Annotated in this window: 13 protein-coding genes; all 13 read left to right on the forward strand. The window is 39.1% G+C overall.

The window, feature by feature from the left end; genetic code table 11:
- The first annotated feature begins 3 nt into the window (after window positions 1-3).
- Window positions 4-1005 (forward strand): flagellar motor switch protein FliM, encoded by a 1002-nt coding sequence (fliM, locus tag BGM26_RS02390; RefSeq protein ID WP_217038161.1) that lies wholly within the window; start codon window positions 4-6, stop codon window positions 1003-1005.
- Window positions 992-2263: a flagellar motor switch phosphatase FliY gene (gene fliY, locus BGM26_RS02395; protein WP_217038162.1), complete on the forward strand. Its 1272-nt coding sequence runs from the start codon at window positions 992-994 to the stop codon at window positions 2261-2263. Before fliM ends, fliY begins: the two co-directional genes overlap by 14 nt.
- A gap of 18 nt (window positions 2264-2281) precedes the next feature.
- A complete protein-coding gene (locus tag BGM26_RS02400; RefSeq protein WP_217038163.1) occupies window positions 2282-2644 on the forward strand; it encodes a chemotaxis protein CheY in 363 nt (120 codons plus the stop codon).
- Window positions 2645-2674: 30 nt separating this feature from the next.
- Complete coding sequence (locus tag BGM26_RS02405; RefSeq protein ID WP_254118930.1) at window positions 2675-3337, forward strand: flagellar biosynthetic protein FliO; 663 nt, start codon at window positions 2675-2677, stop codon at window positions 3335-3337.
- Window positions 3334-3999 (forward strand): flagellar type III secretion system pore protein FliP, encoded by a 666-nt coding sequence (fliP, locus tag BGM26_RS02410; protein WP_217038165.1) that lies wholly within the window; start codon window positions 3334-3336, stop codon window positions 3997-3999. Before BGM26_RS02405 ends, fliP begins: the two co-directional genes overlap by 4 nt.
- A 17-nt stretch (window positions 4000-4016) precedes the next feature.
- Window positions 4017-4286, forward strand: a complete 270-nt coding sequence (gene fliQ, locus BGM26_RS02415; protein ID WP_217038166.1) for a flagellar biosynthesis protein FliQ — start codon at window positions 4017-4019, stop codon at window positions 4284-4286.
- A gap of 4 nt (window positions 4287-4290) precedes the next feature.
- On the forward strand, window positions 4291-5067 hold the full coding sequence (gene fliR / locus BGM26_RS02420) for a flagellar biosynthetic protein FliR (RefSeq protein ID WP_217038167.1): 777 nt from the start codon (window positions 4291-4293) through the stop codon (window positions 5065-5067).
- Window positions 5068-5070: 3 nt separating this feature from the next.
- Window positions 5071-6156, forward strand: a complete 1086-nt coding sequence (gene flhB / locus BGM26_RS02425; protein ID WP_217038168.1) for a flagellar biosynthesis protein FlhB — start codon at window positions 5071-5073, stop codon at window positions 6154-6156.
- 95 nt (window positions 6157-6251) lie between these two features.
- On the forward strand, window positions 6252-8288 hold the full coding sequence (gene flhA / locus BGM26_RS02430; RefSeq protein ID WP_217038169.1) for a flagellar biosynthesis protein FlhA: 2037 nt from the start codon (window positions 6252-6254) through the stop codon (window positions 8286-8288).
- Window positions 8285-9448: a flagellar biosynthesis GTPase FlhF gene (flhF, locus tag BGM26_RS02435; RefSeq protein WP_217038170.1), complete on the forward strand. Its 1164-nt coding sequence runs from the start codon at window positions 8285-8287 to the stop codon at window positions 9446-9448. Before flhA ends, flhF begins: the two co-directional genes overlap by 4 nt.
- A 1-nt stretch (window position 9449) precedes the next feature.
- A complete protein-coding gene (locus BGM26_RS02440; RefSeq protein ID WP_217038171.1) occupies window positions 9450-10316 on the forward strand; it encodes a MinD/ParA family protein in 867 nt (288 codons plus the stop codon).
- An 8-nt stretch (window positions 10317-10324) separates the two neighbouring features.
- Window positions 10325-11419, forward strand: coding sequence for a protein-glutamate methylesterase/protein-glutamine glutaminase (locus tag BGM26_RS02445; RefSeq protein ID WP_217038172.1), 1095 nt, complete (start codon window positions 10325-10327; stop codon window positions 11417-11419).
- 20 nt (window positions 11420-11439) lie between these two features.
- The gene (locus BGM26_RS02450) at window positions 11440-13494 is read left to right on the forward strand and encodes a chemotaxis protein CheW (protein ID WP_217038173.1); all 2055 of its coding nucleotides are present in this window, start codon (window positions 11440-11442) and stop codon (window positions 13492-13494) included.
- Window positions 13495-13645: the final 151 nt, after the last annotated feature.

Consider the following 13645-nt stretch of genomic DNA (forward strand, 5'->3'; position numbering starts at 1 on the left):
AACATGTCCGGCGAAGTTTTATCCCAAAACGAAATAGACGCACTGTTATCGGCTTTATCTACAGGTGAAATGGATGCAGATGAGCTAAAAAAAGAACAGACTGAGAAGAAAATAAGGGTCTATGATTTTAAAAGAGCGCTCAGATTTTCTAAAGATCAGATTAGAAGTTTAACAAGGATCCATGAAAATTTTGCAAGACTATTGACTACGTTCTTCTCTGCCCAATTAAGAACATATGTCCAAATTACCGTTGCTTCGGCTGATCAAATTCCATATGAGGAATTTATTCGTTCGATTCCAAATATGACCATTTTAAATGTATTTGAAGTACCCCCATTGGATGGCCGAATCCTAATGGAGGTCAATCCAAATATTGCGTACGCATTAATGGACAGAATGATGGGCGGCAAAGGATCGAGCATTAACAAAGTTGATAATTTAACAGAAATTGAAACGAAGATTATGTCGAATACATTTGAACGTGCGTTCGAAAATTATCTCGAAGCATGGAGCACAATCGTTGAAATCGATCCGCAACTGATGGATTTTGAAGTGAATCCGCAATTTTTACAAATGGTCTCGCCGAACGAAACCGTTGTTGTCATTTCTTTAAATACAACCATTGGTGAAACTAGTGGAATGATTAACATTTGTATTCCTCATGTTGTTCTTGAGCCAATTATCCCTAAATTATCTGTCCGTTATTGGATGCAGACAGATAAAAAGGAAAGAGTCCCTGAAGAACTCAGCCGCTTAGAAAAACATATACAAAGTGCTGAAGTGCCGGTAGTCGGTGAACTGGGGCATTCTGAAATTAGTATTCAAGATTTTCTAATGCTCGGGATTGGAGATGTTATCGAGTTAAACAGGCAAATCGATCAGCCACTCGTCATAAAAGTTGGCAACATCCCTAAATTTGTTGGACAGCCAGGGAAGATTAATAAAAAGTTAGCAATACAAGTATTAGACATTGTGAAAGGGGGAGATGACGATGATGAGCGATGATATGCTTTCACAAGATGAAATAGATGCTCTGTTACGTGGGTCTGACGACGATGATATGGACGTAGCAGACGATATTTTTCACGTTGAAGATTATCTCTCGCATATGGAACAAGATGCATTAGGGGAAATCGGTAATATTTCATTTGGCAGTTCGGCAACAGCATTGTCCACCTTGCTAAATCAAAAAGTAGAAATAACGACACCTGCTGTATCTGTCATCCCACAAAGAAAATTGCCTGAGGAATTTCCTCATCCATACGTTGCGATACAAGTCAGTTACACAGAGGGATTTCACGGGACAAACTTATTAGTAATTAAACAATCAGACGCAGCTATAATTGCTGATTTAATGCTCGGAGGTGACGGACAAAATCCCGCCGATCTATTGGGTGAGATTCAATTAAGTGCCGTCCAAGAAGCGATGAATCAAATGATGGGATCTGCGGCTACATCGATGTCAACGATATTTAGCAAAAAAGTGGATATTTCTCCTCCATCCATCGATATTTTAGATGTAAATCAAGGAGAAGGGACAGATAAAATACCGGGCGATGATATTCTAGCGAAAATATCTTTTCGGCTGAAAATAGGGGATTTAATTGATTCCAATATCATGCAGCTTTTGCCGCTTCAATTTGCTAAAAGCTTAGTCGAGGAATTATTAAACCCAGGTGGTAGCTCTATGGATGAAGCCGCTCCTATGGAAGAAATAACGATGCAAACGCCAGTTTCTCAAAATCATTCAGAGATGACGTTTGATAAACAACCAATCGAACAAGAACCTATGTATTCCCAGGCGCCTATCCAGCAAAGTGAACCTGTATTAACACAAGGAGGCTGGCAGCAAGCACCACCTGCCTTTCAACAGCCTACCCAGCATGCAGGTCATCATAACGGGCCTCAGCATTTTGGTTCGGTATACCAAGGGGCTGTACAACCGAATGTTCAGCCGGCAGTATTTTCTAATTTTGAACCATACCCGCTTCAAGAATCGGAATCAAAAAATTTAAATATGCTCCTTGACATTCCGTTACAGGTAACAGTAGAACTTGGAAGGACAAAGCGGTCTGTAAAGGATATTCTCGAGTTATCTGCTGGATCAATCATCGAACTTGATAAACTTGCAGGTGAACCAGTTGATATTTTAGTAAACAATCGTCTCATTGCTCAAGGTGAAGTGGTTGTCATCGATGAAAACTTCGGAGTACGTGTGACAGATATAATCAGTCAAAGTGACCGAATAAAAAAACTTAGATAAAGCATGGGGGTAAATGTTATGGCGCATAAAATTTTAATTGTAGATGACGCAGCTTTTATGAGAATGATGATCAAAGATATTCTATCGAAAAATGGATTTGACGTGGTTGGTGAAGCAGCGGACGGTGCCCAGGCAGTAGAAAAATATAAAGAGTACCAGCCGGATTTAGTCACAATGGACATTACAATGCCCGAAATGGACGGGATTACAGCCTTAAAGGAAATTAAAAAAATAAATCCAAATGCGAAAGTGATTATGTGTTCAGCGATGGGGCAGCAGGCAATGGTTATTGATGCCATCCAAGCCGGTGCGAAGGATTTTATCGTTAAACCATTTCAGGCTGACCGTGTCATTGAAGCAATCTCGAAAACATTAGGCTAATGAATGATTATTTTTAGAGGGTGCAGTCAATTGCGATATGTAAAACGAACATTACTTTTGCTGCTTCTTATTACTATTGCTCTGCAAGGGTTGGAGGGATCAGCTTATGCAGAGCAATTGAATAATAGTGTGAAAGATTGTTATGAACATCCTGAAACTTGTAATTATAACGAATTGCCAAAGCAGGAAGGACAACAAACGAATAGTGAAGCAAAAAAGATAGGCCTCAATGCTTGGGATTTTATCAAAATGATTTTTGCAACTGTATTTGTTGTAGGACTGCTTTACTTTTTGCTCAAATTCATTAATAAGAAAAGCAAAATGTATAAAAGCTCACAGATGATTGAGAATTTGGGCGGAACTGCACTAGGCACAAATCGTTCCGTGCAATTAATAAAGGTAGGAAATCGAATTTTGGTCGTCGGTGTAGGCGAGAATATTCAACTTTTAAAAGAAATTAATGATTCTGAGGAATATAGTCAAATCATCTCTGAATACAACGAAAAAATGGAACTGCTTGTCCAGCCAAGCGATATTGTGACAAAGGTCCTTCAAAGAACGAAGAAGGGTCAATCGAATGAAGGAAAAGGGAACCATTTTCAAACATTGCTTAAAACTCAATTAGAAGATATCACAAAAGGAAGAAAAAAAGTATACGAAGAGATGGAGAAGAAAGGGTCAGACGAGCGATGAATGAATTTATGGAGTTTTTTAACAACAGTTCGCCCGAAAATGTTTCGACATCAGTTAAGCTCGTTTTAATGCTGACGGTGTTGTCACTGGCACCGAGTATTCTCATTCTAATGACATGCTTTACAAGAATTGTGATCGTTCTCTCCTTTGTCAGAACGGCGCTTGCTACACAGCAAATGCCTCCGAATCAAGTTTTGATCGGATTGTCGTTATTTCTATCTTTCTTCATTATGGCTCCTACATTTCAGCAGGTGAATGAAGAAGCGCTGACACCGCTTTTTAATGAAGAAATTAATTTGGAACAAGCATATGAAAAAGCTTCCATCCCATTTAAAGAATTTATGAGCGCCCATACAAGGCAAAAGGATTTAGCGTTATTTCTTGAATATTCCAAAGCAGACCGACCAGAATCAATCGAAGATATTCCTTTGACAGCGCTTGTACCAGCCTTTGCTATTAGTGAAATAAAGACAGCTTTCCAAATTGGATTTATGATTTTTATTCCTTTTTTAGTGATCGATATGGTTGTTGCCAGTGTTTTAATGTCCATGGGAATGATGATGCTTCCGCCAGTAATGATATCATTGCCATTTAAAATATTGTTGTTTGTCCTTGTTGACGGTTGGTATCTCGTTGTTAAATCACTTTTACAAAGTTTTTAAGCAGGTGAACGTCCAATATGAGTCCAGAAACAGTTATTTCAATTGCGAAACAAGGTATTACAACCGTTTTGCTTATTTGTGGGCCGATACTGCTGCTCGCACTCGTTGTTGGCTTAGCCGTCAGTATCTTTCAAGCAACCACACAAATTCAGGAACAAACGTTAGCTTTCATTCCAAAAATCGTCTCCGTTTTAGTCGGGATTGTTTTCTTTGGACCATGGATGCTCAGCCATTTGATTTCCTATGCCAACGAAATTTTTTCGAACTTAACGAGGTTTGTGGGATGATTAAATGATAGATTTAGCCCCAGCGTTTCCAGCTTTTTTACTGATTTTTGTAAGGGTAACATCTTTTTTCCTGATGATGCCCCTTTTTTCATATCGCTCTATTCCAACAGCTCATAAAATCGGATTCGGTTTTTTTATGGCCTTAATCATGTTTTTTACAATGGATACACCGATTTTAGAGATTAATAGCACTTATTTCTTATTGATTATTAAAGAGGCGCTTGTCGGTTTGCTAATCGGTTTTATTGCCTATTTGATTCTCGCTGCGATCCAAATTGCTGGCGGCTTTATCGACTTTCAAATGGGATTTGCGATTGCAAACGTAATCGATCCGCAAACTGGCGCCCAAAGTCCCCTTATGGGTCAATATTTATATACGATCGGTCTCTTCTTTTTACTGACGGTAAATGGCCATCATTTAATGCTTGATGGGGTGTTTTATAGTTATCGGTTTATTCCGCTAGATCAGCCGTGGATCCCATTTGGCAACGAAAAGATGGTGGAATATGTTATTAGATCTTTCAACTCTATGTTCGTTATTGCATTCCAAATGGCAATTCCAGTTGTTGGCAGCCTCTTCCTTGTTGATATCGCATTAGGAATTGTTGCACGAACGGTTCCCCAGCTTAACGTTTTTGTCGTTGGGCTTCCATTGAAAATCGGGGTGAGCTTCATTGTGCTTATCGCCGTGATGAGTATCATGCTGCTTGTTGTTTCGCAATTGTTTGAAACGATGCTAACCACGATGCGCGATCTCATGGCTCTTATTGGAGGTTCATAACGGATGAAACACTTATTAACTTTAGATTTACAGTTTTTTGCCGGAGAAAAGACAGAGAAAGCAACCCCGAAGAAAAAGCAGGATTCGAGGAAAAAAGGACAGGTTGCCAAAAGTCAGGATGTGAACACTGCTGTTGTCCTATTAGGCGTGTTTCTGATACTGCTTTTTGCCGGTTCCTATTTAAAGGATATTATTATTTCAATTATGAGACATACCTTTCAAGAATTTATGCTAATGGAATTAACGGAAGCTACTATTCAGACTATTTTCCTTGCGATATTAAATGAACTTGTTTTCTTTTTAGCTCCAATCATGCTTGTAGCTATGGTCGCAGGAGTCGTGGCTAATTATATGCAAGTCGGTTTTTTATTTTCACCTGAAGCGATCCAGCCGAAGCTGGAAAAGTTAAATCCAATTAAAGGATTTAAACGAATTTTCTCTATAAGAGCCATCGTTGAGCTGTTTAAATCAATTTTAAAAATTAGTTTTGTTGGCTTTGTTACTTTTATGGTTTTATGGAACAGTATCGATGAAATCCTTAATTTATCACAAAAGTCAGTTGGCGCTGCCATGATTACGATCGGGAGCTTAACAGTTAAAATGGGGTTGTATGCATCTGGTGCGCTCCTATTTCTATCAATGTTAGATTTTCTTTATCAGAAATATGATTTTGAAAAAAACATCCGCATGTCCAAACAGGATATAAAAGATGAGCATAAAAACAGCGAAGGGGATCCCCTTATTAAATCAAAAATCAAGCAGAGACAACGGGAAATGGCGATGAGAAGGATGATGCAGGAAGTTCCAAATGCTGATGTCGTAATTACAAATCCTACCCATTATGCGATCGCCTTAAAATATGATGAGTCTAAATTAGACGCTCCATATGTTGTCGCAAAAGGAGTCGACTTTGTCGCTCAAAAGATAAAATTAATCGCGAAAGAACAAGATATTATCACTGTTGAAAACAGGCCTCTTGCGAGAGCTTTATATAGCCAGGCGGAAATCGGCGATGCAATCCCAGAAGAATTTTTCAAAGCTGTCGCAGAAATTCTTGCTTATGTTTACCGGATTAAAAATAAAATTTAACTTTGAAAGTAAGTGTTCAACTGAGCTAGTTGTAGTCTAGTTCAAGGCACCATTTAGTTGGTGTCTTACGCTTTTCTTGCGAGGAGAGAAGATTGATGTCAGCAAGAGACTTATCAGTATTATTAAGTGTAATTTTAATCGTAGCTATGCTAATTATCCCTTTTCCATCATGGCTATTGAGCGTACTTATCCTTATTAATATTACATTAGCCTTATTAGTTTTACTTACAACGATGAATATGAGTGAGGCACTTGAATTTTCAATTTTTCCATCACTTTTACTATTATTAACTCTATTTAGATTAGGCTTAAATGTTTCCACAACCCGTTCAATTCTTTCAAAGGGTGAAGCAGGTGGAGTTGTTGAAACATTTGGTACCTTTGTTGTTGGCGGAAATATAGTTGTTGGGATGGTTGTCTTTTTAATCTTAGTTATTATTCAGTTTATCGTCATCACGAAAGGAGCGGAGCGTGTATCCGAGGTTGCGGCTCGCTTTACGCTTGATGCCATGCCAGGAAAGCAAATGAGTATTGATGCGGATTTAAATGCTGGGATGATTTCCGAGCAGGAAGCACGCGCGAGGCGGGATAAAATAAGCAGGGAAGCAGATTTTTACGGCTCAATGGATGGTGCGAGTAAATTCGTTAAAGGAGATGCGATTGCTGGGATCATCATCGTATTGATCAACTTAATATTCGGGATTGTCATCGGTGTGATGCAGTTAGGACTATCGGTTGCCGATTCCGCTGCTAAGTTTTCCCTGTTAACCGTTGGGGATGGGATTGTAAGTCAAATTCCAGCGCTTCTAATCTCTACTGCGACTGGAATTGTTGTGACAAGGGCTGCATCGGATGGAAATCTCGGAAAAGATATTACTGCCCAGTTGTTTGCTTTTCCGAAGATGCTTTATGTAGCTGGAGCAACGATCCTTTTGCTCGGAGTTTTTACTCCTATTGGCATTCTTTTAACTTTGCCGATTGCCCTCCTTCTTGGTATCGGAGGTTATACGATCTCCCGTACGCCAGAACCAGATAAGGAACAATTGCAGGAATTGGATGAAGAACTTGAATCAGGTGAGATGAAAAGTCCTGAAAGTGTTGTCAGTTTATTAAATGTCGATCCCATCGAATTTGAATTTGGCTATGGACTCATCCCGCTTGCTGATGCCAACCAAGGTGGAGATCTACTAGATCGGATTGTCATGATCCGCAGGCAGCTTGCCATCGAGCTTGGTCTTGTCATACCTGTCGTCAGGATACGGGATAATATTCAGCTTCAGCCTAATGAATATCGGCTCAAAATTAAAGGCAATGAACTTGCCCGTGGAGAGCTCTTGCTCGATCACTATTTGGCGATGAGCCCGGGTATTGATGACGATTCGATCGAAGGAATTGACACAATTGAACCTTCGTTCGGCTTGCCAGCTAAATGGATAACAGAAGATATGAAGGAACAAGCTGAAATTTTTGGCTATACAGTTGTTGATCCGCCCTCTGTCGTTTCTACCCATATTACCGAAATAATTAAAGGAAATGCACATGAATTACTAGGTCGACAAGAAACGAAACAATTAATTGACCATCTAGGTGAAAGCTACCCAATTCTTGTTGAAGAAGTTACTCCTAATCCCCTTTCAGTGGGTGAAGTCCAAAAGGTTCTTGCTAAGCTTTTAAAGGAGAATGTGTCCGTTCGGAACTTGCCGATTATTTTTGAAACACTGGCTGATTTTGGAAAAGTAACGAGTGATACGGATTTGTTAGCGGAATATGTACGGCAGGCACTAGCACGTCAAATTACCAATCAATTTTCGCAGGGCGATGATTCACTGAAAGTTGTCACATTATCTGGAAAAGTGGAGAAACTAATTGCAGAAGGAATCCAACAGACAGAGCATGGCAATTTTTTATCAATCGACCCGACTGCTTCACAAGGAATACTTGAAGCGATTGCTTCCCAAGTGGAGCAATTATCGCTTATCGAGCAAACGCCAATTGTTCTATGTTCACCTGCAGTTAGAATGTATGTGAGGCAATTAACTGAGCGATATTTTCCGCAAATACCGATTTTATCATATAACGAGCTAGAAGCGAATGTAGAAGTACAAAGCGTTGGGGTGGTGAATATTGATTGAAGGTAAAAAAATATGTTGCTTCTTCGATGGCTGAGGCGATGAAACAAATACGCGCAGAGCTTGGCAGCGATGCTGTGATTTTAAACTCGAGAGAAATTCAAACCGGCGGCTTTCTTGGTCTTTTTAAAAAGCGAAATATTGAGGTGGTCGCAGCTGCTGATCAACAGCAAAAACGGCATTCCTTTCCAATTACGAAGCAAAAACAGATCGTTCAAGCAGTAGCAAGCCCGGCCCAACCTAAAGCGGGTTCTCTGAAGCAGGAGAGTTCTGCTGCTGGGCAAAAGCCTGCTGAAGATCTTTTAAAGGAAATGAATGAATTAAAAACGCTGATCAAAAATATGTCCCCAGACAATAGCGGATTAGCGATATCCTATCCGGCCCCGCTACAAATCATGAATAAGTTATTGATGAATCAGGAGCTTGATGTGTCAGTTCAAGAAGAATTATTAAGTTCAATCCTTGAAAAGTGGTATGTTGAAGGAGCGAATGCTTCAATCGATACAGTCTATTCTTGGCTTGAGAAGGAACTTTCGGATCGGATTTCTCATATCCCATTTGGGGGGATTTCTTTTAAGAAAAAATACATCAATGTAGTAGGTCCAACGGGTGTCGGCAAAACGACAACCCTTGCAAAAATGGCCGCAGAATGCGTGATTAACCATAAAAAGAAAGTTGCCTTTATTACAACGGACACATATCGAATTGCGGCGATCGATCAATTGAAAACATATGCAAAAATATTGAATGTACCAATGGAAGTTTGCTATACGATTGAGGATTTTAATAATGCTGCACGAACGTTTGAAAACTATGACCTTGTATTAGTAGATACAGCCGGTAGAAACTTTAGAAATAAGCAATATGTGGATGACCTAAAAAAGGTGATTGATTTTGAGAACGATATAGAGACCTATTTAGTTCTTTCATTAACAGCTAAGCAACGTGATATGGAAGACATATATGATCAATTTTCAATTATTGAAATCGATAAACTTATTTTTACAAAAGCGGATGAAACTTCAAGCTATGGGGCTATGTACAATTTGATTAGCAAATACAACAAGGGTGTAGCATATATGACAAATGGCCAAAATGTTCCAGATGATATGATCGCCGCAAAACCAAGTCTAATAGCAAAAACAATTATTGGGGTCGAATAAGATGAAAGACCAAGCAGAAGAATTACGTTTAAAGCTTAAAATGGCAGCTAATGAAAAGACCCCGAAGACTCTAGCAGTTGTAAGCGGAAAAGGGGGAGTGGGGAAATCGAACTTTTCGTTAAGTTTTGCCATCTCACTATCTTTAAAAGGAAACAAAGTGTTGTTATTTGATATGGATATGGGAATGGGAAATCTTGATATCCTAATGGGGAAAACATCTGAATATTCAATTGTTGACTTTTTTGAAGGAACTGTTCCGCTAAAAAAGGCTATTATGAATGGTCCGGAAGGTCTTCGTTATATCGCGGGAGGATCGGGGCTTTCCCATTTAGTCAAACTAGATGAAGAACATGTTGAAAAATTTACACAGGAGCTATCCGGATTATTTATAGAATACGATTATGTAATTTTTGATATGGGGGCTGGTGTAACTGACGAGTCATTAAAATTCATCCTCTCTGTTCAGGAAATCGTTGTAATTACTACTCCTGAACCGACCTCCATCACCGATGCATACGCGATCATGAAACATATACATTTAGTAGATTCTAGTATTCCTTTTTACATAGTAATCAATCGCGTACAATCAGAGCAAGAAGGACAACAGACATATACGCGAATTTCAAAGGTCCTAAAGAGCTTTCTTGACAGGAATTTAATTCGCTTGGGAACGCTGCCAGATGATCGCAACATTCAACAAGCGGTTAGAAGGCAAATCCCATTCATCCTTTATAATGAGAAATCTTCCGCTTCAAAATCCTTGTCGGATATAACCGAACGATATTGCAGGCAGCAATTTAGTGAAAAACCTGCAACAAATACTTTTCAATTTATTTCAAAACTAAAGCAATTTCTCTTTGAAAGGTAGGCATCGCTATGAGGAAAATTAATGTGCTTGTAGTAGATGATTCGTCGTTTATGAGAAAGCTTATTTCTGATTTCCTTTCTGAAGATCCACAAATTCAAGTTATTGGTACGGCAAGAAATGGAGAAATCGCAATTAAGAAGATAAGAGAGTTAAAACCGGATGTAATCACGATGGATGTTGAGATGCCAGTTTTAAATGGTTTAGAGGCATTGAAGTTGATCATGGCCAAACAGCCTATTCCGGTCGTGATGCTTTCTAGTACAACAAAGGAAGGTGCAGATAATACGTTAACCGCTATTCAATATGGGGCGATTGACTTTATCCCAAAACCTTCGGGTGCGATTTCTCTTGATTTACATAAAATAAAGGAAGATTTAGTTCAAAAGGTTATCTCTGCTAGCAAAGTTAATCAAAAACAACTGAATAAATTTACAACAAATAGAAATTTGACTACTAAACAAGTCGAAAGATATAGTAAAATAGAACTAATGAATCCTTCTAATCACAACTCAGTTAAGAAATGGAATACTGATGCAAATAAGATTGTTTGCATCGGGACATCAACGGGCGGACCGAGGGCTCTTCAAGCTGTTTTGACAAAGCTGCCTGCGGATTTGGATGCAGCAGTTCTTATCGTTCAGCATATGCCGGCCGGTTTCACAAAATCATTAGCGGCTAGATTGAATTCGATTTGTGATATTTCTGTCGAAGAAGCAAAAGATGGTGAGGTTGTTCAGAAAGGAACTGCGTATATTGCTCCGGGCGGGTTTCATATGAAAATAAAGCAGGCCGGAACAAATCTATTGATTCACCTTGATCAAACAGAAGCTAGAAACGGTCATAGACCAGCAGTGGATGTTCTATTCGAATCAGTAAGTGAGATTAAGGATTCTTTGAAAGTGGCAGTCATTATGACTGGGATGGGATCTGATGGGGCAAAAGGGCTTATTGCATTAAAAAACAGCGGAATTGTTATAGCAATCGCAGAGTCGCACGAAACTTCGATTGTGTACGGGATGCCGAAAGCCGCGATCGCAACAAAGTTAATTGATGAAGTCCAAGATGTTGAAAATATTGCAGAAACTATATTGAAATATGTTTAATGCCGAGGGGTGTGGGGCACGTGGATATGAATCAGTATTTAGAGGTATTTATTGAAGAAAGTAAAGAGCATTTGCAATCATGTAATGAACAGCTTCTAGAATTAGAGAAGAACCCGGAAGATATTAATATTGTCAACGAAATTTTCCGATCAGCTCATACATTAAAAGGGATGTCGGCGACAATGGGATATGAAGACTTAGCAAAGCTCACCCATCAAATGGAAAATGTTCTGGACGCCATTCGTAACCATAAGATTAAATTTAATCCAGAAATTCTAGATGTGGTTTTTCTCGCTGTTGATGATCTTGAAGCGATGGTACAATCGATTGCCGATGGAGGCGATGGCAAAAGAGATGTGTCAGATGTCGTTGCCAAATTATTATTAATCGAAAAAGGCGAGAGTCCTGTTCAAGCTGTTGCAAAATCAGAGGTAGCTGTTGCCGTTGCCGAACGTATTCCAACTGTTAAGAGCATATATGATGAATTTGAAATGACTGTTCTTCAGCAATCAAAAGAACAAGGCTTTGAGACGTTTGAAATAACCGTTTCGCTCCGAGAAGACTGTTTATTAAAAGCTGCAAGAGTATTTATGGTATTTGAAATTTTAGAGAAAATCGGAGAAGTGATCAAGTCAAATCCTTCAGTAGAGCAATTGGAGGAAGAACAATTTGACCATGAGTTTACAGTAACGATCGTCTCAAAGGATACGAAGGATGATATTCAAAAGAAAGTGATGAAAGTTTCTGAAGTGGAAAGAGTAGATGTAAACCTGCTTTCTCTAGCTGATCTCCGCCTAATTGATAATGAAACTAAAGAGCCAGTAACATCTAAAGAAAAAGTGGATGAAGAAAAAGAAATGGCGTCAAACGGTGAGCTTAAAAATCAGGAGGAGAAAAAGACAGCGTCCTCCGCTAAACAATCGAGCAGTAAAACGATTCGGGTAAATATTGAAAGATTAGATATACTAATGAACTTATTTGAAGAATTGGTGATCGATCGTGGCCGCCTAGAACAAATTTCACGTGACTTAAATAATCAAGAGCTTTATGAAACAGTTGAGCGTACTTCAAGAATCACGGGTGATTTACAGAACATTATTTTGAACATGCGGATGGTTCCAGTTGAAACTGTTTTTAATCGCTTTCCACGCATGGTCCGTCAATTAGCCCGTGACTTAAATAAAAAAATTCACCTTGAGATTATCGGTGCTGAAACAGAGCTTGACCGGACGGTTATCGACGAAATCGGTGATCCGCTTGTCCATTTGATCAGAAATGCACTGGATCATGGCGTAGAAACACCTGAAGTAAGGAAAGCCAGCGGAAAAAGCGAAGAAGGTACGGTTGTGCTAAAGGCTTACCACAGCGGAAACCATGTCTTTATCGAAATTGAAGATGATGGTGCTGGTATAAGCAGGGAGAAAGTATTGGCAAAGGCTTTAAAGAGCGGAATTGTGACGGAACAAACAGCAGCAGCTATGACGGATCAGCAAGTTTATGAACTGATTCTTGCATCAGGCTTCTCAACTGCAGAAAAGATTTCCGATGTATCGGGGCGGGGAGTAGGCCTAGATGTAGTAAAAAGCACGATTGAATCATTAGGCGGGTCCATTTCTATTGATTCAAAACTAGGACATGGTTCTGTTTTTTCAATTCAATTGCCACTGACCCTATCGATTATTTCAGTTATGCTTACTGAAATTCAACAAGAAAAATTTGCTATCCCGCTTTCATCTATAATTGAAACGGCAATTGTTAAAAAATCCGATATTTTAAATGCCCATAATCAAAGAGTCATTGATTTTAGAGGCAAGGTTGTTCCGCTCTTATTCTTAAAAGATCTATTTGAAGTCCCTGTTTTAGAAGAAGAAGAAGATGAATTCTACTCAGTTGTCATCGTAAGAAAAGGGGACAAAATGGCGGGATTAGTTGTCGATTCCTTTATTGGGCAGTTAGAAGTTGTATTAAAATCATTAGGAAATTACTTAACAAATGTATTTGCAATTTCGGGTGCAACCATTCTTGGCGATGGCCAGGTTGCATTGATTGTTGATTGCAATGCGCTTATAAAGTGATAGGACGCATTCAAAGAAAAATAGATTAGCTGTCACGGTTGCAGATTAAATGAACAAGACTGTTTTCGTAAAGTTTGTTGCTTTTATAATGTGATTTTATTTAAAAATCTGAGTTGATTGGAGCGGAGGGCACTTAACCCCTCGAAAATGT

Source organism: Bacillus sp. FJAT-29790 (assembly GCF_019039215.1).
GTDB lineage: Bacteria > Bacillota > Bacilli > Bacillales > Cytobacillaceae > Cytobacillus.